The sequence below is a fragment of the Pigmentiphaga humi genome (genome assembly GCF_900606115.1).
GTDB classification, from domain to species: Bacteria; Pseudomonadota; Gammaproteobacteria; order Burkholderiales; family Burkholderiaceae_B; genus Pigmentiphaga; species Pigmentiphaga humi.
Genome location: NZ_UWPJ01000023.1, coordinates 180,253 through 198,005 on the forward strand (window position 1 = coordinate 180,253; position 17,753 = coordinate 198,005).

Sequence of the window (17,753 nt, forward strand, 5' to 3'; positions counted from 1 at the left end):
GATGCGCTGACCAACCGTGCCGATGGCCTTCGCGAGTGCGGCCTGTCCGCCAGCAATGTCGCAAGCGCAGCGCAACGCGACTCCGCACCGCAATGGCTATGCCGGGCTATGGGAGCGCATTAACGGGCTCGGCAGTTGGGCGGCCAATCCTTGGGTGTGGGTGGTGGAGTTTCGGAGGATCGCGCTATGAGTGCTTCGCCGCCTCTTTCTCACCGGCTTCGAACGCATCGTCCTCGGTCGCGAAAGGGCCAATATCCGGTAGGGACGCCTTCACAAGGCGCCCAGAGTCGACGTCTTCGGCTGTTCGCACCACTTCGACCATCCATCCTGGCGCTGCTTTGTATGCAATTCAAAAAGGCAACCGCTGTGCCGGTATTCCCGCTTGCTCATGGACTCTCCTCCTCGGATGATGATTTTTACCATGACCGACGACGCCTACATCCCCATCGCCTGCCTATCCGACGCCCGAAAGGTACTGGCCGCGCAGGATCCAGAGATATCGCAGCTGGCCGAGCGCTGGCTGGCTGCCCAATGGCGCGCCGCGGTCAAGGCGACGGCTGTTGAAATGGAGCCGTGCAAATGAATGCCCTGAAAATCAAGGATGTCCTGAAAAAGGTGTCGCTCGGTCAGTCCACCGTGTACAAAATGATTGCGGAGGACAAATTTCCCAAGCCGTTCCGCATCTCGGACAACCGGGTGGCCTGGTCAGAAGAGGAAATTGATGCGTGACTGAGGGATCGCGCGAGCGTTCGGGTGTCGGTAGACGCCCTGGCCGAACCCAGTGCGGGGTGAGAAAGGGGAGGGCGCGGCCTTTCCCTTTGCACAGGGGTGATAATGGGGGTGAGCGCAATTCACAAGAGTGGGATTCAAACCTGGCGCGGCTTTTCGGTAACCGTTGGGAGTCCATCGCCTCCGCCAGTTTCCCGATGAATGGCGCAGCGCCCATGGACAACAGCGTCACGCCCTCTGACCCCCGATCGGGAAGTTGCTCGATAGCGGCTTCCAGAACCAGGAAGGAGACTGGATGGCTTCGTATGTTGTGCTGCTTCGCGCCGTGAACGTCGGCGGAACCGGCAAGCTGCCAATGGCCGAGTTGAAGGCGATGTGCGTCGCCGAGGGCTTCGATGGGGTCCAGACCTATATCGCAAGCGGCAACGTGGTTTTCTCGGCCGACCGATCCGGTTCCGAGATCAAGGCTGCGCTTGAGAAACGCCTGAAAGACTATGCCGGCAAATCGGTCGGGGTCATCGTGCGGACGGCGAAAGAAATGGCCGAAGTGCTCGAGGCCAACCCATTTCGCGATGCTCCTCCCAACTGGACGGTTGCCATTTTCCTAGACCATCCTCTGCCCGCCGACACGCTCGATTCGGTGCGGGGCAGGCAGGATGAGCAGGTCCGCTTGGGCCGGCGGGAAATTTACGTAGCCTATGGTTCCGGCATGGGCCGCTCGAAGCTCAGAATTCCGTGCGCGGCTCATGGCACTGCCCGGAACATCAACACCATCTCCAAGCTCGTCGAACTCGCGGCTTCGATTTGACTACGGATGCCATGCGTTGGAGGACGCCTCTCCGCGCGTGGCGTCAATCCACTGCGTCCGCCTCTCTGCGCGAGTTCTCCGCGACATGCTCGCCCAGCACCCCCGGCGTCTGTAGCAAGCCTTCATCCAGATCGTTCCCGATTTGCGCCAGCGCGCTGTCCAGCGCTTCATCGCCGGACGCCGCCGCGAACGGCCATACCGTCACGGCATTGCCCACGTAGGCGCTGTCGTTCGGAGCGCCTTCATAGGCCTGGGCCCGTCCGCTGTAGAGCCCGGTGTCCGGATCCCGTCCCAGGTGGATCTCGACTTGGTATTGGATGCCAGTTCGGGCCAGATAGGGGAATACCTTGGTGAGCGTTTCCATGCGTTTCTCCGGTTCGAGGCTTGAGCACGTTATGCAGTCGTCCACGGACTTGTGTCGCAGGCCGCATGCCTGCCTTTGTCATCGCGGACGCCGTAGCGTTGCGCTCGAGCAATGCTGGCAACGGATCAGTAGCATCGGTGGATGGACTTCATGCAACTCACGCCGATCGAATCGGCGCCGCCGGGCATGGAAAGTGCGGAGCAACACCCGCAATCATTCCAGGAGGTCAACATGCCAGCCAAATCGAAGGCGCAGCAAATGGCCGCCGGCGCGGCCCTGTCGGCCAAGCGCGGCGAACGCAAGGTCGGCGAGCTGCAAGGCGCGTCGAAGTCCATGTACAAGTCCATGAGCGAGAAGGAATTGCACACCATGGCGTCGACCAAGCAGAAGGGCAAGCCCGCCCACAAGCACGGCTAGCGCCACTCGTCCCAGGCGCTGGCGTGCTCGTTCAGCGCCGCCGCAGCCAGCGACGGCCTGGCCGGCTGGGTGCCGAAGCGTAGGGGCGATGCGAGATGCGGCAGCCCGAGCGCGTCGTGGACGACCATTTCGCGCGCCGCGGCATGCTCATGCGTCAATGCCTGGTCCAATTCCAGGACCGGGCTGGCATGGATGGCGTGCTCGTTGCACCACGCCATCCATTGTTTGAGCGTTCTGGTTCGGAACTCGGCCGACAGAAACGCGCGCACGGCCGGCTGTCTGGCGCCCGCAGGCCCGGCGGCCGCGCCGATGAGATCCTCGCGGCCCAGCGCGGTGAACAGGCGCCGGGCTTGCGGCAATTCGTTTCCTCCCAGCAGCAGCCAAGCCTCGTCGGCCGTTCGATAGGGCTGCAGCATGGCGATGCCTGCGCCGAAGTCATGGACCGGGTCGCCCGGCGATGTGAGCATCTGCAGCGCAGTCGTGGGACGCGCCGTCAACGCCACGTCGTGCAGCGAGAGATCGAGATAGTCGCCGCCGTGGCCTGCCCGCGCCGCGTATAGCGCCATCAGAATGCCCGACAAGGCGGCGTACGCGCCGGCAAAGGCCGCCAGCGATACCGCCGGGAAAACCGGGGCGCCGCTTTCGTCGCGCGGGAGGGTGCCGGCGGCTGCCTGGATGACGGGATCGTGGCCGGCGACCGATTTGAGCGGCCCGGACTGGCCGAATGCCGTGATCGAGCAGTACACCAGGTTCGGGTTGAGCCCCGCGGCCGCCGCATGGCCTATGCCCAGCCGGTCGGCAACACCGGGGGAGAATGCCTCGATGAGCACGTCGGCCTGCCTGATCAGCGACAAGGCCTTGTCCAGATCTTCGGTGTTTTTCAAGTCCAGGGCAATGCTGCGCTTGCCGCGGTTCAGCGCCGTGTAGGAGCACCCGAAGGGCTGGTCGGGATGGCGCGGGGAGCCTTGCCGCGTCGGGTCGCCGGCAGGCGGCTCGATCTTGATGACGTCCGCGCCGTGGTCGGCCATGATGCACGACACCAGCGGTCCGGCCATGTGCCTGGAGAAGTCCAGGACGCGTATCCCATTCAGTTTCACGGGTACTCCTATCTTTGTCGATTATTGGCCGTTGAAGCCCGGAGCGCGCTTGTCGAGGAAGGCTTTGATGCCTTCGGTCGAATCGAGCGAGCCGACCAGCGAAGACTGGGCAAGGCGCTCCAGGATGCGGCCCGTTTCCGTATCCACATTCTGGCACGTGTTGGTGACCTGCTTGCCTATGCCCACCGCCAGGGGAGCGCCCCGCATGAGCTGGCGGGCAAACGCGTAGACGTCCTCGAGCAGGCTGTCCGGGGAGACGACGCGGCGTACGAAGCCCATCTCGCGAATTTCCCGTGCATCGACGGTCCGGCCCGTCATGACGAGATCCTTGACGTTTTCGATGCCGATCATCTGGATCATGCGCGAGCATGCTCCCGAAGCGGGAATGACGCCGATGAAGATCTCGGGCAGGAGGAAGGTGGCGGTTTCCGAGGCGAAGCGGAAGTCGCAGGATGCCGCCAATTCCACGCCCCCGCCGGCGCACACGCCATTGATGGCCGCGATGATCGGCTTCTCGATCTGTTCGAGATCGTTGAGCATGTCGTGGTTCGCCCGCACGTAAGCGCGGTACTGGGGCAGGGGCATGGCGCGTTCGCCCTGGAGCTCCTTGACGTCGCGGCCCGCGCTGAAGCCGCGTCCGGCGCCGGTCACCACGATCACGCGCACCCGGTCGTCGAAATTCATCTTCCACAGGGCCGCCCGGATTTCTCCGATCATCGCCGAGTTGAAGGCATTGAGCTTGTCCGGCCGGTTCAGCGTGATCTGTGCGATGCCTTCCTGGGGAAGGCTGATGTCCAGGAACTGGAACGTTTCCGGTTGGACGATATAGCCTTGCGGGCCGGCGGATGGGTCGGGTTGCCACTGCATGGAAGTGTCTCCTTGAGAAAGGGGGGCGGCGGGCGCATCGGCCTGCCGGGATGAAGCCGGCGCGCAATAGCGGCGGCGCAATTCGCGCTTGAGTACCTTCCCGGCGCTGTTGAGCGGGAAGTCGTCGACGAACCTGATCTGCTTGGGAGCCTTGTATCCGGCCAGCCTGGACCTGGCGTAGGCCAGCAGCTCCGCCTCCGGGACCGGATCGCCCGGCAGCAGCTTGACGACGGCAGTGACCACTTCGCCCCATTCATCGTCCGGAAGCCCGATCACCGCCACGCTGTGGACGCGCGGATGTTCCGACAGGACGGCCTCGACTTCGGCGGACGAGACGTTCATGCCGCCGCTCACCACCATGTCCTTGACCCGGTCGATGACGTAGAGATAGCCGTCGGCATCGAAGCGGCCGACGTCCCCTGTGTGAACCCACTCGCCCTGCAAGGCGTGGGAGGTCTCGTCGGGGCGCTGCCAATAGCCGCTGAAATTGCTGGGCGACCGGACGATGATCTCTCCTGCGTCGTCGCTGCCCGCGGAGCCGTCTTCCGCCAGTTGGCGCAGACATATTTCGGCATATTGCGCGGGGCGTCCCACCGAGGAAAGGCGGTGCCTCAGCGCGGGAAACCGGAGGGCGCAGTCGTGGTCTTCCGGCGTCAGGAACGAAACCAGACCGCCCAGCTCGCCGCCGCCGAACCCCTGGTAGAACGCGCAGGGCAATTTGTCGAGGGCGCGCTGCAGCAAGGCCGGAGGCATTTTCGCGCCGGTGTAGCCGAAAACCTCGAAGCTGGATAAATCGTGCCTGCACGGGTCGTACTCGTCGCAGATGCGGCTCAGCATGGTCGGAACGCCGCAGGCATGGCCCACCCCGTGGGTGGCGATCGCTTCCAGCGCCTTGGTCGAACTGAATCCCGGCAGCAATACGTTGGCCACGCCCTGGTAGGCGGCCGCCAGCGCCATCCAGATTCCCGCCCCGGAGAAAAGCGGAAGCATTTGCAGGTAGGGGCGAGGCGGTATGTGTATCTGCGCGAGGAAGTTTTCTATGCTGGAGAGGATTTGCCCGTGTGTGCCCAGGCAGCCCTTGGGGGCGGCGGTCGTGCCGCTCGTGTAGCGTATGGTCCGTATGCTGTCCGGATCGATCGAACGGGTGTCGATGTAGTCGGAACCTCGCGCCGCGACATCGTCGTAGTCGAGCCATCCCGCGGCCAGCGGCGAGACGGGCTTGCGAACGGCGACCGTCGCCGTGGTTTCCGCGAGCACGGGGGCCAGCTGATCGAGGAACTCGGCATCGACGATGATTCCCCGGGGCCGGGAATCGGCGAGCAGCGTGTGGATTTCGGCTGGCGTCAGGTTGTAGTTGATGGGGATGCCGACCAGTCCCAGCTTGGCCAGCACGAAGAACGATTCCACCGCCGCCGGGCCGTTGCGCAGAATCGTCGCAACCCGGTCCCCCGGTTCGAAGCCGAGCGCCCCGAGGCCGCTGGCGTAGCGTGTGGAGTTCCGGTCCAGTTCGCGCCAGGTTACTTGCCCGCCGCTTTCTATGAGTGCGGGCGAGTCCGGCCGGTGCAGCGCATTGCGAGCGACCAGATCGCTGATACGCAGGTTTTTCATTCTTGCTGTCTCCTTGCTTTCAGGCGGATTTCACTCCGCGTCGTGACAGCGAGATTGTTATATACGGTGGTATATAACGATAAGCAAAAATTTTTTTAGTCTTGATAACGGAAGCCGATCAATCCTGTTTCGGTGCGGCTTGCGGTGCGGTTCGATCCGTCCGGGCGCGGCGGACGCCATCCGTCTGCCGCGCCCGGACGGTCCGCCGGCTACGCGGCCTGCCTGCCGCGGCCCATCAGCACGACGGCGACCGCAGCGACCACCGCCGGCACGGCCACGGCCTCGAATACCGCTTCCATCCCCCAGCCTGCCGTCAGCATCCACCCGCCCGACATCGACCCCACGATGGAGCCGATCCGGCCGATTCCCAATGCCCAGGCGACGCCGGTGGCGCGATTGGGCGTGGGGTAGAAGCCTGCCGCCAGCGCGTTGGCGCCGACTTGTCCGCCCGAGGCGCAGAAGCCCGCGACGGTGACGGCCAGGACCAGCAGGACGGTCGAGGCTGCGCCATGGCCGATCATGGCGATGAAGGCCGCGCCTACGACATAGGCGATGGCCAGCACGCGCTGCGGGTTGAAGCTGTCCATCAGCCGGCCCAGCGTGATGGCGCCGACGGTGCCGCCCACCTGGAACATGGCGGTGACGAGGGAGGCGTCCTGCAGCGAGCGGCCGGTGTTCTTGATCAGGGTCGGCAGCCAGCTCGAGAGCAAATAGATGATCAGCATGCACATGAAGAACATCACCCACAGCAGCAGCGTGCCGCGGCGCAGTTGCGGGTCGAACAGCTGCCGCACCGGCGAGCCGGCGGGAGCGGCTTCGGCGTCGTAGCGCACGTCGCGCAGGTCCGCATCGGGCGCGATGCGTTGCAGGATGCGGCTGATGCGTTGCGGATCGTGGCCGCGCACCACCATGTAGCGAACCGATTCGGGCAGGCGCCATGCCAGCAGCGGCAGCAGCGCCAACGGGACGATGCCGCCCACCAGCAGCACGGCGTGCCAGCCGAGGTGGTCGACGAGGTAGGCCGCCAGGATGCCGCCCAGCGCCGAACCCATGGTGAAGCCGCAGAACATGGTCGTGACCAGCACGCTGCGGTGCTTGTCCGGCGCATATTCCGAACTGAGGGTGATGGCATTCGGCATGGCGCCGCCCAGGCCCAGGCCGGTCAGGAAGCGCAGGACGGTAAGGAATTCGAGCGAGGGGGACCACGCGGAGACCAGCGAGGCCAGGCCGAAGACGCCGGTGCAGACGAGCAGCGTCGTCTTGCGGCCGACACGGTCGGCCATGGGCCCGAAGGCCAGCGCGCCTATCATCAGGCCGAACAGCCCGGCGCCGAAGACCGGCGCCAGATGGGCGGGGTCCAGGTTCCATTGATCGCGGATGGCGGGAGCGATGAAGCCGATCGAGGCGGTGTCGAAACCGTCTACGGCGACGATCAGAAAGCACAGCAGCAGCGTGACGATCTGCGTGGAAGAAAAACGATGGGTGTTGATGAACTGCTGGACGTTGAGGGAGCGTGTGTCGGTCATGGATGATTCTCGAGCGCCGGCCTGGTCCGACCGGATAGGTCGGAAGGCTTTGCGGAGCAGGCCCGGGCAGCGTCTGCCCGGGCGTCAGGGAGAGAAGGGAATGCGGCGGGGCCGGTAGCGGTCAGGCGGGGAGGGTTTGGGTGCGATAGGCGTTCACGGCTTCGAAGATGGGGGTGTCGCTGAAGCGGAACAGGTCGAGCGTCGCCTGGCCGGCGTCGCAGCGCGCGGTGAATTGCGCCCAGGAGGGCACGACGAACATGTCGCCGCGGCGGACCTGCCATTGCTTGTCGTCCACCGTGACCGTGCCTTGCCCTTCGAAGACCTGGAACACCGACGAGCCGACTTCGCGCCGCGCCAGCGTGGCGGCGCCGCGGCGGATGCGGTGCATTTCGGTGCGGATGGTCGGCAGCACGTCGCGGCCGTTGGCCGGGTTGGTATAGCGCACGGCGGCGTGGCCGGGACTGACGGTGACCGCATGGCCCTCGTCTTCGAGCGCGAGCTGCTGGTTCAGGGCGCGGTCGGTGTCGACCCAGCGGTAGGCCAGCAGCGGCGTGGTCGGATGCTGCTGTCCGAGCTGGGAAACCGGCAGCAGGCCGGGATGGGCCCACAGGCGTTCGGAGTCGGAGAACTCGGGGCAGGTGTGTTCTGCGGGACTCAAGGCGTCGCGGCCGACTTCGAAGAACTGGGATTCGGTGTAGTACGCGAAGGGGATGTCCAGCCCGTCGATCCAGGCCATGGGGGCGCGCGCGGCGTTGTAGTGGGCGTGCCAGTTCCAGCCGCCTTGAGGCAGGAAGTCTCCGCGCGACATGCGCACCGAATCGCCGTTGACGACCGTCCACACCCCTTCGCCTTCGACGATGAAGCGGAAGGCATGCTGGGTATGGCGGTGCTCGGGCGCGTTCTCGCCGGGCATCAGGTACTGGATGGCGGCCCAGAGCGTCGGCGTGGCGAAGGGCCGTCCGCCCAGCGAGGGATTGGCCAGCGCGATGGCGCGGCGTTCGCCGCCGCGGCCCACCGGCACCAGGTGTCCTGCTTCGGCGGCCAGTTCATTGAGCCGGTCCCAGCGCCACAGGTGCGGAGTCGCCTTGCTGCGCGGGTGCATCGGCATCAGGTCGCCGATCTGGGTCCACAGCGGAACGAGCAGTTCTTTCTCGAAATTCTGGTACAGGCGGTCGAGCTCCGGGCTTGCGTCCGGCTGGCCGTGCGCCGTCTGTTTCACGGCGCTGGGGGTGGCATCGACGACGTTCATGGCAGGCTCCTTGGTTGATGATCGGGCGAGGATCGGTCCGCGGCTCGCTTGGCCAGTGTTATCACGCGCCCATTATGCGGCGGCAGTACCCGGCTTGCGGGACTTCGGCAATCATGAAAGTACACTTATTATAAGTACACTTATTAGTTGGTGGCGCAACGGAATTCCAAACCTAGGGTTTCTACTGTGTTCGTCCGTCCGCACGGGGCCGGCAAGCGCCCATGCGCACGCTATGATCATCCACCTGTCTTCAGCCGGCCCATCCCACGCCTCATGGATTTCAGCCCCGCAGAGCTCGAACAGTACGCCGGCTATCACATCCGCCGGCTCCAGCAGATCGCCGTGGCGGTGTTCATCGAGGACACGCAGCCCTGGAACGTCACGCCTGTGCAATACGCCGCGCTTTCCGCCGTGTTGCGCCGGCCCGGCATCGACCAGCGCACGCTCGCCCGGCTCATCGGTTTCGACGCCTCGACGATAGGCAGCGTCATCGATCGGCTGCAGGCCCGCGGCCTGATGACCCGCAGCAGCAGCCCCAAGGACCGGCGCGTGCGCCTGCTGCATGCCACGCCCGAGGGGAGGCAGTTGCTAGAGGATGCCGAGCCGGCCGTGCTGCGCGCGCAGGAACGGATGCTCGATCCGCTGCCCGCGGACAAGCGGGCCCAATTCATGGAACTGCTGGTATTCCTCACCAGAGAGAACGACAGGCTTGCCCGCGCCGCCAGTTCGGCAGGCCTGGCTTGTCCCGACAAGGCGATCTAGGTTCCCGTCGGCTCGGCGTGCCGGATCATGCCTAAATACTACGAATCAATAGTATTTTCCGCGTCTTCAGTCTTGAGGCCGGCCGACGATTCGGCTGCGCGGAGGTTCTGCCGGACGCGCATCAGGTAGCTGCACAGCTGCGCCACCTCGAAGTGTTCGAATCCCTCGACCATGCGGGCGGTCAACTCGTCCGCCCTGGGCATCAGCTCGTGTCCCAGGGCACGGCCGCGATCGGTCAGGTAGACGTTGATCTTGCGCCGGTCGCCGGCGTTGCGGACGCGCCGGATCAGGCCGCGGCTTTCCAGCTTGTTCAGGGCCGAGCCCGCCGCCGCTTCCATGATGCCCACCCGCCGGCCGATCTCCCGCTGCGTCAGCCCGTCTTCTTCCCAGATCGTGCGCAGGAATATCCAGGTTCCCGCAGGCACGTCGAGCCGGGCTACCTGCGCCTGCAGCGCGCGGTTGAGCACCCGGTAGGTGGCGCTGAGCTGGTAGCCGACACTGTCTTCCGAAGACTGGGTGGCGATTTTCCCGGGGGAGGGCTTGTTGCTCGTCGATTTGGTCATGGCTGGGCGGGTTGGGGGAAATACCAGTGTGTGTCGGATGAAACAGGCATTGTGGATTCTTTGCGCCAAATTTACCATTGCTATGGAAGCATAGTATTTTCCGATAAAGAATCCGCCTTTTCCGAGGAACTCCATCATGAGTCTTTATTCCGATGTCGACTTCGCCCGGGTCGAGAACGGCGCGCTCGCCGGCCGCCTGGTCGCGCGCTTCTGGCAGCCGGTCGCGCTGGCAGAGAAGTGCGTGGCCGGCCGTGCGATGCGCGTCAAGCTGCTGGGCGCGCACTACACGCTTTACCGCGGCCAGGACGGCCAGCCGCGCATGACGCAGGATCGCTGCCCCCACCGGGGAACGAGCCTGGCCTATGGCTGGGTCGAGAACAACGGCGTGCGCTGCCGCTACCATGGCTGGAAGTTCGACGCGGACGGCAGGGGAGAGGAGTTTCCCGCCGAGAGCGCGGCCTATGCGCGCAGCCTGTCGCTGCGCACCTATCCGGTCCGCGAGTATCTGGGCCTGATTTTCTGTTATGTCGGAGAAGGCGAGCCGCCGGAGTTTCCCCGCTTCCCCGAACTGGAAGACGACAGCCGCGGCACGCTGCTCACCCAGGCGGTCGTGCTCGACTACAACTTTTTCCAGCGCGTGGAGAACGACCACGACGAAGCGCACGTGTTCTTCACCCACAAGCACCTCATGGCGAAGTACGGGCTGGACCAGATTCCCAAGGTCGCGGCGGAAGAAACCGAGCATGGGCTGGTGGTGGTCTCTACGCGCCAGGACGGCAGGCAGCGCGTCGGCTACGGCTTCATGCCGAATATCCTGCTGCGCGAAGTCCCCATTCCCCAGGACCGCACGAAGATGTCCATCCTGCTCGCCTGGCGCGTGCCGATGGACGACACGACGACCTTCAGTGCCATGGTCAACCGCGTCGGCACCTTCAACGAAGCCCTGCCCGACCTGGGCGACGTGGAGGATCCGGCCGAGATCGCCGCGCGCGTCATGCGCTGCGAAATGACGCTGGACGAGGTGGACCAGAACCATCCTTTGCTGCCCATCATCCAGGATACGGTCGCGCTGGGCGGGCAGGGCGCGATCGCGGACCGCGACGCCGAGCACCTCGGGCAGTCGGACAAGGCCATCGCGGTACTGCGCCGCATGTGGGCACGCGAAATGCGCGCGCTGCGCGACGGCAAACCGCTGAAGACATGGCATCGGCCCGGCGATTTCGAATTCGGCAAGGAGATCGCCGGAGCCGAACTGCCGGCCGTCACCCACTGAATGAACGAACCGGCGGGGCGGTCCGGCGGTGCCGGCGCCGGCCCCGTCCAGAACCAGGAGACATTCGCATGATCAAACCCCTTCTCTTGCTGGCGGCAGCGCTGGCGTGCGGACCATTGCAAGCCGCCGAACCCTTTCCCGGCCGGCCGATCACCCTCGTCGTGCCGCAGCCGGCGGGCGGCGCCGCCGATGCGCTGGCGCGCTCGCTGGGCGAAGAAATGGGACGTCGGCTGGGCACGACCTTCATCGTCGAGAACAAGCCGGGCGCATCCGGCATGCTCGGCACCAACGTGGTGGCGCGCGCCAGGCCCGACGGCCATACCCTGCTGGTCACGAACTCGACACCCGTCCTGACGCTGCCCTATATGTTCGACAAGGTTCCCTACGACGTGAACCGGGACTTGCGCTTCGTCACGCAGATTTCCAGCGGCCAACTGGTGCTCGTGGTCAACCACGAAATCCCGGCGCACAACATGAAGGAGTTCATGGAGTGGGCCGCGCGCAACCGCGGCAAGGTCAACTACGGCTCGTTCGGCGTGGGCACCTCGGGCCACCTGGTCGCCTCCTACCTGAGCCATTCGCGCAATCTCGACATGACGCACGTGCCTTTCAAGGGCGAGGTGCCGCTGATCCAGGAACTGGTCGGGGGCAGGATATCGTGGGGATTCACGACGCTCGGCCCGGTCGTGCCGCACTTGCAGACCGGGCGCCTGCGCGCGCTTGCCGTGATTGCCGACCAGCGGCCCAAAGAGCTTCCCGACGTGCCCACCATGGCGGAAGCCGGCATGAAGGATCCCGAGTTCAAGCCGATGGGATGGTTCGCGGTCCTGGCGCCGGCGGGCATGCCCGAGGCCGTGTCCAAGCGGCTGGAGAAGGAGGCGCGCGCGGCGATCGCGACCCCGGAGATGCAGGCGCGCATCCAGGCCTACGGCATGGATGCGATCGGCAACTCGGCTGAGGACGCCCGCAAGGAGTACGAACTGCTGGCGCCCGTGGTCGAACGGATGGTGAAGACGTCGGGCGCCAAGCTGGAGTAGCATTTGCGGCCCTGTTCCGCTGCGTCGCGCCGGCCGGTCCCCCGGGGCCGCGCCGGCGCGATGCGGATTTCCTGCTGCGAACCATGACTTCCAATTACCTCTATCTGGGCCTGGCCATCGTCGCCGAAGTGGCCGCCACTTCCCTGCTCAAGCAGGCCGAGGGATTCACGCGCCTGTGGCCCAGCCTGGTCGTGGTGGTCGGCTACGGGCTGGCCTTCTTTTTCCTATCGCTCACCTTGCGCACCATCCCGACCGGCGTGGCCTATGCCATCTGGTCCGGCGCGGGCATCGTGCTGGTGTCCGCCATCGGCTGGCTGGCGCTGGGGCAGCGGCTGGATGCCGCCGCCCTGATCGGCATCGGCCTGATTCTGGCTGGCGTGCTGGTGATCAATCTATTCTCGCGCACGGCCGGGCACTGATCCCGAGCGGGTCTTTCCTCGCGTTTTCGTCAAGCGCCGGAATCCGGCACGCAGGCACGGAACGTCGTCGTGCTGCGGTGCGCGGATGGCCTAGAGGCCCAGGACGCCAGGGTTGAGCCGGCGCTCCGGATCCAGCAGCAGCTTGACCTGCCGCATCATGTCGGCCGACTCCGGCGCCAGCCGGTCGAGATAAGAAAAATATCTGCCGATCTGGGCATGGACGGCGCCATGGGCATCCATGGCGTCGCGCAGTTCTTCCCGCACGGTCTTGACCAGGGTGCGCGCGGCTTGGTTGTCCATGCGGCCGGCGAAGCGCGCGCGGTTTGTCTCGTTCAGGTATTCCTCGTGCAGGGAAGTCAGGGCGTCATGCCAATAGAGCATCGGTTCCACGGTCACGTAGGGCCCGACCGAAGACAGCGCCAGGGTATGGAAGATGCCATTGTCCGCCAGGCTGCGCTGCCTGGCGTCGAGCAGCGTGCGCAATTGCCGCACGCATGCCAGGGTGGCTGAAAAGGGCAGCACGCCGTGCACGGGCAGCCAGCGTTGCCCCTCGATGCCGAGGAATCCCCGCACCGAGAACGGCTTGGCATGGAGTTTCCCGGGGATGGTGGCGTCGATTTCCCGGGCCCGGTTGCGGCACAGCGCGCGCACGGCGTCGAGAGCGGCCTCGGCCGCGGCATCGTTGACGCCTTCGACCACCGCGTGCAGTTGCCAGGCGGGCTCCTGGCCCGGCTGGCGGGAAGAGCTGTTGGCGAATGCGCGGTAAACCATGCCTTGGCGCAGCAATTCCGTCATGAGCGCGACGCAGGCCGCGTCGCCGTCGCAGGCGAACGAGGCGAACCGGACCGGGCGTAGCGGCGCCAGGCGCAGCACGATGTCGGTCTTGATGCCGAGGGCGCCGCAGTCGCCCAGGAACAGGCCCGTCAGGTCCGGTCCCCAATAGCGCTGGAACGGCGGCGAGCCCGGCTGCGCGGCCGCGCCGGCGGGCAGGATAGCGCCGTTGGCCAGCACGACTACCAGGCCGGCGACGCCGTCCAGTCCGCCCGGCATGCCCTGGGCGGCTGCGCCGCCCACTGTCGTATGGACGCCCGAGATCGGCGGATGCTGCACGGTGCGCAGGCCATGTTCGGCGAGTTGCCGGGCCAACTGCTCCCAGGTCGTTCCGGCGCCCACGCGCGCAACGAGGTCCTGCGGGTGGATCTCGATCTCATCCAGGCGGCGCAGGTCCAGCAGGACGGCGGGGCCGTGCGGGACCGCGCCGCCGGAATAGGACAATCCCGCTCCCCGGGGAATGACGGGGACGTCTTGCGGCAGGGCGCGCACGACCCCGGCCACTTGCGCGCGGTCCGCAGGGCGAACGATGCACGCCGCGGGCATCTGGCCCGGCCAGTCTATGAGATCGATGGACGCATTCGCGAGATCATCCGCGGTGGTCGATACGTGTTGCGGGCCGACGATGGCGCGCAGCGTGTCCAGTAGGGCATGCGGAAGCAGGGGCATCATGTTTTCGCCGCAGTGGTCCGGCGGGCCGGCGTCTTTCTTGCAGCGACCTTCCTGGCCGCTCGTTTCGGCACGGACTTCTGCGGGGCAGCGGCATCGGCGCCAGGGGCGGGCTGTGCCGCCGGACGTGCGCCGGGAGGGCAGCACAGCGTGCCCATCAGGAGTTCGGATACGCCCTGGGCGATGCTGTCGGCCGACAGCGCGCCCTCGGGACGGAACCATTTCGGTATCCAGTTGATGGCGCCCAGCAGGACGAAGCCGGCGAGCCGGGTGTCCGAGCAGTGGAAGTCGCCCGCAGCGACGCCTTCTTCGATGATGGCCCTGACGCCGCGTTCGAAGGTGTCGCGCAGCGCGACATACGACTTGCGCTGGTCGGGATGGAGGCTTTCCAGGTCGGTCAGCAGCACGCTGCCCAGCCCGTCTTTCAGTATGCCGCTCACATGTTCCGACAACAGCTGCCGAAGCCTGGGGCCGGGCCGCTCGGCCGACTGCTGCGCCCGCGCCAGCGCGAGCATGCTGGCCTCCATGGCGCGCATGTGGCACTGGTAGATGATGTCCTGTTTATCGGTGAAGTAGTAGTAGAGATTGCCTTTGGTGATGCCCAGTTCGGCCGCGATGTCCTGCATCGTCAGCGAAGACAGGCGGCCGTTGCTCAGCACGCTTCCGACGCTGCTCAGGATGGCGTCCCTGCGGCTGTCGCGCCCCACTTTGCGCCCGTCCCACCTGGCTTCGCCTGTCTCGCTCTTTCTTGTCGTCATAAATAATTTGACCGTTCGTTCAAATTGGATGTAGAGTCCGGTCTGTGTTTTGACCATCGGTTCAAAAACTATATTGCCTGGACGCGTGGGCGTCAACGGCAATGACTGGAGATTGTTCGATGTCATCTTCCATTCCACAGCCGGGACTGGCAGCCAGCAGTTGGCCCGGCGGCGTCGTTCCGGAAGGCCTGCGTTTCGCCGGGCCTTCGAAAACGCTGACCGACGCGCATTCCCTGCTTTTCTCGGGCCTGACCGGCGACACGCACCGCAGTCACTATGACGTGGAGTACGCCAAGACCACCCGCTTCGGCAAACCGCTGGTCCACGGCCTGCTGCTGGCATCCCTGACCGCCGCGGGCGCGTCCGAAGTACGCGATCACCTGGAGGGGTTCGTGCTCGTGGAGCAGGGGTGCCGCTTCCTCAATCCCGTTTCGGTGGGAGACACCATCCACTCGGAATTCGTCGTCGAACGGATATGGGAAGAGGCGCACAGAAAGTTCTGCCGGATCGGGACCCGCCTGGTGAACCACCGCGGCGAGACCGTCCTGGAGGGATTCCACTGCTACCGGATCATTCCACCGAGCCAGGAGGACCAGGCATGAGCGACGCCGCACGGCCGCCCGAAGGCGGCGCTCCCTTCCTTGGGGAGGATGTCGCGCAGCGACAGGAGGGCACGCCAGTGCACCGCCACGAACCCGTATTGATGCCCGGAGCGAAGCCGTGGCCGGAGGCCTACACCTACGTGCCGGCCATCCGCACTGGGAACACCGTATACATCTCCGGCACGACCGGCACCGACGATCAGGGCAGGATCCTGGCTCCCGGCGACATCGCCGAGCAGGCCCGGCAGATATTCCGCAAGTTCGAACGGCTGCTGGGATCGCTGGGCGGATCCTTCGCCGACATCGTGATGACCACCGACTACTACGTGGACCCCACGGACTACAGGCACACCGCGGAAGTCCGCAGGGAATTCTTCGGCACCCATCGTCCGGCCGCCACCGGCGTGCAGGTGCAGGGGCTCATCCGCCGCCACGCATTGATCGAGATCTCCGCGATCGCCGTGCTCGGGGGCCGGCCATGAGCCATTTCTACGACGACTACCACGTGGGCTACCGGCACGAGACCTACGCCCGCACGATCACCGAGAGCGACCACTCGCTGTTCTGCGCGCTGGTGGGCTATCACGTACCGCTGTTCATCGACGAGGAATACGCCAGGAAGACGCAATTCGGCGGGCGGATCTGCCCCAGCGCGCTGGTGATGTCGATCTCGACGGCGATGACGGAAAGCCTGTTCCGCGACTCCATCCTCGCGTCTCTGGGCATCGAGAACGGCAAGTTCCTGCTGCCGGTGCGGATCGGCGACACCATCCACACCGAAGTCGAGGTCATCGCGATGCGGCCCAGCGCCAAGGCGGACCGCGGCGTCGTGACGTTCCGCGACCGCGTGCTCAACCAGCATGGCGAATCGGTGTTCGAGATCGACAAGATCGTCCTTATCAGGCGGCAACCGGCCGCGGCGAGGTCATGACCATGGAAGCTCAACAGCGGAGCAAACCGCGCATCGCGATCATCGGCGCAGGCATCGGCGGGCTGGCCGCCGCGGCCACGCTGCGGCAAGTCGGCTGCGACGTGCGCATCTATGAACAGGCATCCCGGTTCGCCCGGGTGGGGGCGGGCATCCAGATGGCGCCCAACGCCTGCAAAGTGCTGCGGCGCCTGGGCGTGGAAGACCGGCTCAAGGCCGTTGCCCTGGTTCCGGAGTCCAGCCTGAACCGGGATTTCGATACGGGGGCCATCAGCAACGAATATCCGATTGCCGGCGCAGTCGAGGAGCGCTACGGCGCCTCGTTCCTGTGCCTGCATCGCGGCGACCTGCACGCGGCGCTGGAATCGCTGGTGCCGCATGACATCGTCGAGCTGGAGCGCCACCTGGTGGATGTCGAGCAGGATGGACAAGGCGTCGCGCTGAAGTTCGCGGACGGATCGACCGCGCGGGCCGATGCGGTCATCGGCGCGGACGGGGTGCATTCGCAGGTCCGCGAGTGCCTGTTCGGCGAAGAGCAGCCCACGTTCACCGGCCGCATCGCCTACCGGGCGACCTTTCCCGCGCATCTGCTGCAGGGGCAGCCGCTGGAGCGCTCGCGCATCAAATGGTGGGGGCCGGACCGCCACATCGTCATGTACTACACGACGTCCGCGGCCGACGAGATCTATTTCACCACCAGCGTGCCCGACGACGGCAAATGGGCGACCACCGAGTCGTGGTCCACCAAGGGCGACCTGGGCGAACTGCGCGCGGCGTTCGCGAGCTTCCACCCGCAGGTGCGGGCCGTCCTGGATGCGTGTCCCGACGTCTTCAAGTGGGCCCTGCTGGCGCGCGATCCCATGCCGGCATGGACCCGGGGGCGCGTGACGCTGCTCGGCGACGCCTGCCATCCCATGCCGCCTTACATGGCCCAGGGCGCCAGCGCGGCGCTCGAGGACGCCGCCGTGCTGGCGCGCTGCCTGGAAGGCGTCCCGGCAGAAGGGATCCCGGCTGCGCTGCTGTGCTACGAGGCCACGAGAAGACCGCGGACCTCGCAGTTGCAGACCGCCGCCAAGGCGAACAACTGGATGCGCCACGACACCGATCCGGGCTGGGTATACGGCTACGACGCCTGGAGCGTGCCGCTCGCCGCGGCCGGCTAGACGCGCTGCCGCCGGCGCGCGGAGACGGCGGCAAGAGCATGTTTTCCCCGACGCATGTTTTTCCTGACGATTGTCAACCTGGA

At 65.8% G+C, this 17,753-nt stretch carries 20 protein-coding genes; 12 read left to right on the plus strand and 8 right to left on the minus strand.

Going from position 1 to position 17,753, the window contains the following annotated elements; all coding sequences use genetic code 11:
• The first annotated feature begins 421 nt into the window (after positions 1-421).
• From PIGHUM_RS23925 to PIGHUM_RS14710, 3 genes are all read left to right on the plus strand, one after another.
• A complete protein-coding gene (locus PIGHUM_RS23925) occupies positions 422-583 on the plus strand; it encodes a hypothetical protein (RefSeq protein WP_160142280.1) in 162 nt (53 codons plus the stop codon).
• On the plus strand, positions 580-729 hold the full coding sequence (locus PIGHUM_RS14705; protein WP_124080314.1) for a helix-turn-helix transcriptional regulator: 150 nt from the start codon (positions 580-582) through the stop codon (positions 727-729). The genes PIGHUM_RS23925 and PIGHUM_RS14705 overlap by 4 nt, the downstream gene beginning before the upstream one ends.
• Before the next feature lie 295 nt (positions 730-1,024).
• A complete protein-coding gene (locus PIGHUM_RS14710; protein ID WP_124080315.1) occupies positions 1,025-1,537 on the plus strand; it encodes a DUF1697 domain-containing protein in 513 nt (170 codons plus the stop codon).
• Between the two features lie 43 nt (positions 1,538-1,580).
• Here PIGHUM_RS14710 and PIGHUM_RS14715 read toward each other — a convergent pair whose 3' ends face one another.
• Complete coding sequence (locus PIGHUM_RS14715; RefSeq protein ID WP_124080316.1) at positions 1,581-1,901, minus strand: hypothetical protein; 321 nt, start codon at positions 1,899-1,901, stop codon at positions 1,581-1,583.
• Positions 1,902-2,132: 231 nt separating this feature from the next.
• Between PIGHUM_RS14715 and PIGHUM_RS14720 the strand changes: the two genes are divergently transcribed.
• A complete protein-coding gene (locus tag PIGHUM_RS14720; RefSeq protein WP_124080317.1) occupies positions 2,133-2,318 on the plus strand; it encodes a DUF3008 family protein in 186 nt (61 codons plus the stop codon).
• On the opposite strand, the gene PIGHUM_RS14725 is transcribed toward PIGHUM_RS14720, so the two are convergent.
• The 4 genes from PIGHUM_RS14725 to PIGHUM_RS14740 all read right to left on the minus strand — a co-directional run bounded on the left by PIGHUM_RS14725 (position 2,315) and on the right by PIGHUM_RS14740 (position 8,665).
• A complete protein-coding gene (locus tag PIGHUM_RS14725; RefSeq protein WP_124080318.1) occupies positions 2,315-3,415 on the minus strand; it encodes a CaiB/BaiF CoA transferase family protein in 1,101 nt (366 codons plus the stop codon). The genes PIGHUM_RS14720 and PIGHUM_RS14725 overlap by 4 nt on opposite strands.
• A 21-nt stretch (positions 3,416-3,436) precedes the next feature.
• The gene (locus tag PIGHUM_RS14730) at positions 3,437-5,890 is read right to left on the minus strand and encodes an AMP-binding protein (RefSeq protein WP_124080319.1); all 2,454 of its coding nucleotides are present in this window, start codon (positions 5,888-5,890) and stop codon (positions 3,437-3,439) included.
• Positions 5,891-6,099: 209 nt separating this feature from the next.
• On the minus strand, positions 6,100-7,416 hold the full coding sequence (locus PIGHUM_RS14735; protein ID WP_124080320.1) for an MFS transporter: 1,317 nt from the start codon (positions 7,414-7,416) through the stop codon (positions 6,100-6,102).
• A gap of 121 nt (positions 7,417-7,537) precedes the next feature.
• The gene (locus PIGHUM_RS14740; RefSeq protein WP_124080321.1) at positions 7,538-8,665 is read right to left on the minus strand and encodes a cupin domain-containing protein; all 1,128 of its coding nucleotides are present in this window, start codon (positions 8,663-8,665) and stop codon (positions 7,538-7,540) included.
• A gap of 273 nt (positions 8,666-8,938) precedes the next feature.
• Here PIGHUM_RS14740 and PIGHUM_RS14745 point away from each other — a divergent pair, with 273 nt between their 5' ends.
• The gene (locus PIGHUM_RS14745; RefSeq protein WP_124080322.1) at positions 8,939-9,427 is read left to right on the plus strand and encodes a MarR family winged helix-turn-helix transcriptional regulator; all 489 of its coding nucleotides are present in this window, start codon (positions 8,939-8,941) and stop codon (positions 9,425-9,427) included.
• 38 nt (positions 9,428-9,465) lie between these two features.
• Here PIGHUM_RS14745 and PIGHUM_RS14750 read toward each other — a convergent pair whose 3' ends face one another.
• The gene (locus PIGHUM_RS14750) at positions 9,466-9,990 is read right to left on the minus strand and encodes a MarR family winged helix-turn-helix transcriptional regulator (protein ID WP_160142281.1); all 525 of its coding nucleotides are present in this window, start codon (positions 9,988-9,990) and stop codon (positions 9,466-9,468) included.
• 136 nt (positions 9,991-10,126) lie between these two features.
• Here PIGHUM_RS14750 and PIGHUM_RS14755 point away from each other — a divergent pair, with 136 nt between their 5' ends.
• The 3 genes from PIGHUM_RS14755 (at position 10,127) to PIGHUM_RS14765 (ending at position 12,719) form a co-directional block, all read left to right on the plus strand.
• Entirely contained in the window at positions 10,127-11,263 is a 1,137-nt protein-coding gene (locus tag PIGHUM_RS14755) for a Rieske 2Fe-2S domain-containing protein (protein ID WP_124080324.1), read from the plus strand.
• Between the two features lie 68 nt (positions 11,264-11,331).
• Positions 11,332-12,300 (plus strand): Bug family tripartite tricarboxylate transporter substrate binding protein, encoded by a 969-nt coding sequence (locus PIGHUM_RS14760; protein WP_124080325.1) that lies wholly within the window; start codon positions 11,332-11,334, stop codon positions 12,298-12,300.
• 83 nt (positions 12,301-12,383) lie between these two features.
• Positions 12,384-12,719 carry an SMR family transporter gene (locus tag PIGHUM_RS14765; protein WP_124080326.1) on the plus strand — a complete coding sequence of 112 codons (336 nt, stop codon included), beginning with the start codon at positions 12,384-12,386 and terminating at the stop codon, positions 12,717-12,719.
• 90 nt (positions 12,720-12,809) lie between these two features.
• On the opposite strand, the gene PIGHUM_RS14770 is transcribed toward PIGHUM_RS14765, so the two are convergent.
• Positions 12,810-14,222 (minus strand): FAD-binding oxidoreductase, encoded by a 1,413-nt coding sequence (locus PIGHUM_RS14770; RefSeq protein ID WP_160142282.1) that lies wholly within the window; start codon positions 14,220-14,222, stop codon positions 12,810-12,812.
• Positions 14,219-14,977, minus strand: a complete 759-nt coding sequence (locus PIGHUM_RS14775; protein WP_160142283.1) for a TetR/AcrR family transcriptional regulator — start codon at positions 14,975-14,977, stop codon at positions 14,219-14,221. Before PIGHUM_RS14775 ends, PIGHUM_RS14770 begins: the two co-directional genes overlap by 4 nt.
• Before the next feature lie 119 nt (positions 14,978-15,096).
• Here PIGHUM_RS14775 and PIGHUM_RS14780 point away from each other — a divergent pair, with 119 nt between their 5' ends.
• From PIGHUM_RS14780 to PIGHUM_RS14795, 4 genes are read left to right on the plus strand one after another with little or no spacing between them, the layout of a single operon-like run.
• Positions 15,097-15,579, plus strand: a complete 483-nt coding sequence (locus PIGHUM_RS14780) for a MaoC/PaaZ C-terminal domain-containing protein (RefSeq protein ID WP_160142284.1) — start codon at positions 15,097-15,099, stop codon at positions 15,577-15,579.
• Positions 15,576-16,061, plus strand: a complete 486-nt coding sequence (locus tag PIGHUM_RS14785) for a RidA family protein (RefSeq protein WP_246013197.1) — start codon at positions 15,576-15,578, stop codon at positions 16,059-16,061. Before PIGHUM_RS14780 ends, PIGHUM_RS14785 begins: the two co-directional genes overlap by 4 nt.
• The gene (locus tag PIGHUM_RS14790) at positions 16,058-16,510 is read left to right on the plus strand and encodes a MaoC family dehydratase (RefSeq protein WP_124080330.1); all 453 of its coding nucleotides are present in this window, start codon (positions 16,058-16,060) and stop codon (positions 16,508-16,510) included. The genes PIGHUM_RS14785 and PIGHUM_RS14790 overlap by 4 nt, the downstream gene beginning before the upstream one ends.
• A gap of 2 nt (positions 16,511-16,512) precedes the next feature.
• Positions 16,513-17,670 (plus strand): FAD-dependent monooxygenase, encoded by a 1,158-nt coding sequence (locus PIGHUM_RS14795; protein ID WP_124080331.1) that lies wholly within the window; start codon positions 16,513-16,515, stop codon positions 17,668-17,670.
• Positions 17,671-17,753: the final 83 nt, after the last annotated feature.

Excerpts from the sequence above, each read along its gene's own strand:
- PIGHUM_RS14775 (WP_160142283.1), bottom strand. The coding sequence starts at position 14,977 with ATGACGACAAGAAAGAGCGAGACAGGCGAAGCCAGGTGGGACGGGCGC.
- PIGHUM_RS14710 (WP_124080315.1), top strand. The coding sequence starts at position 1,025 with ATGGCTTCGTATGTTGTGCTGCTTCGCGCCGTGAACGTCGGCGGAACC.
- PIGHUM_RS14765 (WP_124080326.1), top strand. The coding sequence starts at position 12,384 with ATGACTTCCAATTACCTCTATCTGGGCCTGGCCATCGTCGCCGAAGTG.
- PIGHUM_RS14720 (WP_124080317.1), top strand. The coding sequence starts at position 2,133 with ATGCCAGCCAAATCGAAGGCGCAGCAAATGGCCGCCGGCGCGGCCCTG.
- PIGHUM_RS14780 (WP_160142284.1), top strand. The coding sequence starts at position 15,097 with ATGTCATCTTCCATTCCACAGCCGGGACTGGCAGCCAGCAGTTGGCCC.
- PIGHUM_RS14785 (WP_246013197.1), top strand. The coding sequence starts at position 15,576 with ATGAGCGACGCCGCACGGCCGCCCGAAGGCGGCGCTCCCTTCCTTGGG.
- PIGHUM_RS14755 (WP_124080324.1), top strand. The coding sequence starts at position 10,127 with ATGAGTCTTTATTCCGATGTCGACTTCGCCCGGGTCGAGAACGGCGCG.
- PIGHUM_RS14795 (WP_124080331.1), top strand. The coding sequence starts at position 16,513 with ATGGAAGCTCAACAGCGGAGCAAACCGCGCATCGCGATCATCGGCGCA.
- PIGHUM_RS14735 (WP_124080320.1), bottom strand. The coding sequence starts at position 7,416 with ATGACCGACACACGCTCCCTCAACGTCCAGCAGTTCATCAACACCCAT.
- PIGHUM_RS14705 (WP_124080314.1), top strand. The coding sequence starts at position 580 with ATGAATGCCCTGAAAATCAAGGATGTCCTGAAAAAGGTGTCGCTCGGT.
- PIGHUM_RS14750 (WP_160142281.1), bottom strand. The coding sequence starts at position 9,990 with ATGACCAAATCGACGAGCAACAAGCCCTCCCCCGGGAAAATCGCCACC.
- PIGHUM_RS14770 (WP_160142282.1), bottom strand. The coding sequence starts at position 14,222 with ATGATGCCCCTGCTTCCGCATGCCCTACTGGACACGCTGCGCGCCATC.
- PIGHUM_RS14790 (WP_124080330.1), top strand. The coding sequence starts at position 16,058 with ATGAGCCATTTCTACGACGACTACCACGTGGGCTACCGGCACGAGACC.
- PIGHUM_RS14730 (WP_124080319.1), bottom strand. The coding sequence starts at position 5,890 with ATGAAAAACCTGCGTATCAGCGATCTGGTCGCTCGCAATGCGCTGCAC.
- PIGHUM_RS14715 (WP_124080316.1), bottom strand. The coding sequence starts at position 1,901 with ATGGAAACGCTCACCAAGGTATTCCCCTATCTGGCCCGAACTGGCATC.
- PIGHUM_RS14760 (WP_124080325.1), top strand. The coding sequence starts at position 11,332 with ATGATCAAACCCCTTCTCTTGCTGGCGGCAGCGCTGGCGTGCGGACCA.
- PIGHUM_RS14745 (WP_124080322.1), top strand. The coding sequence starts at position 8,939 with ATGGATTTCAGCCCCGCAGAGCTCGAACAGTACGCCGGCTATCACATC.
- PIGHUM_RS14740 (WP_124080321.1), bottom strand. The coding sequence starts at position 8,665 with ATGAACGTCGTCGATGCCACCCCCAGCGCCGTGAAACAGACGGCGCAC.
- PIGHUM_RS23925 (WP_160142280.1), top strand. The coding sequence starts at position 422 with ATGACCGACGACGCCTACATCCCCATCGCCTGCCTATCCGACGCCCGA.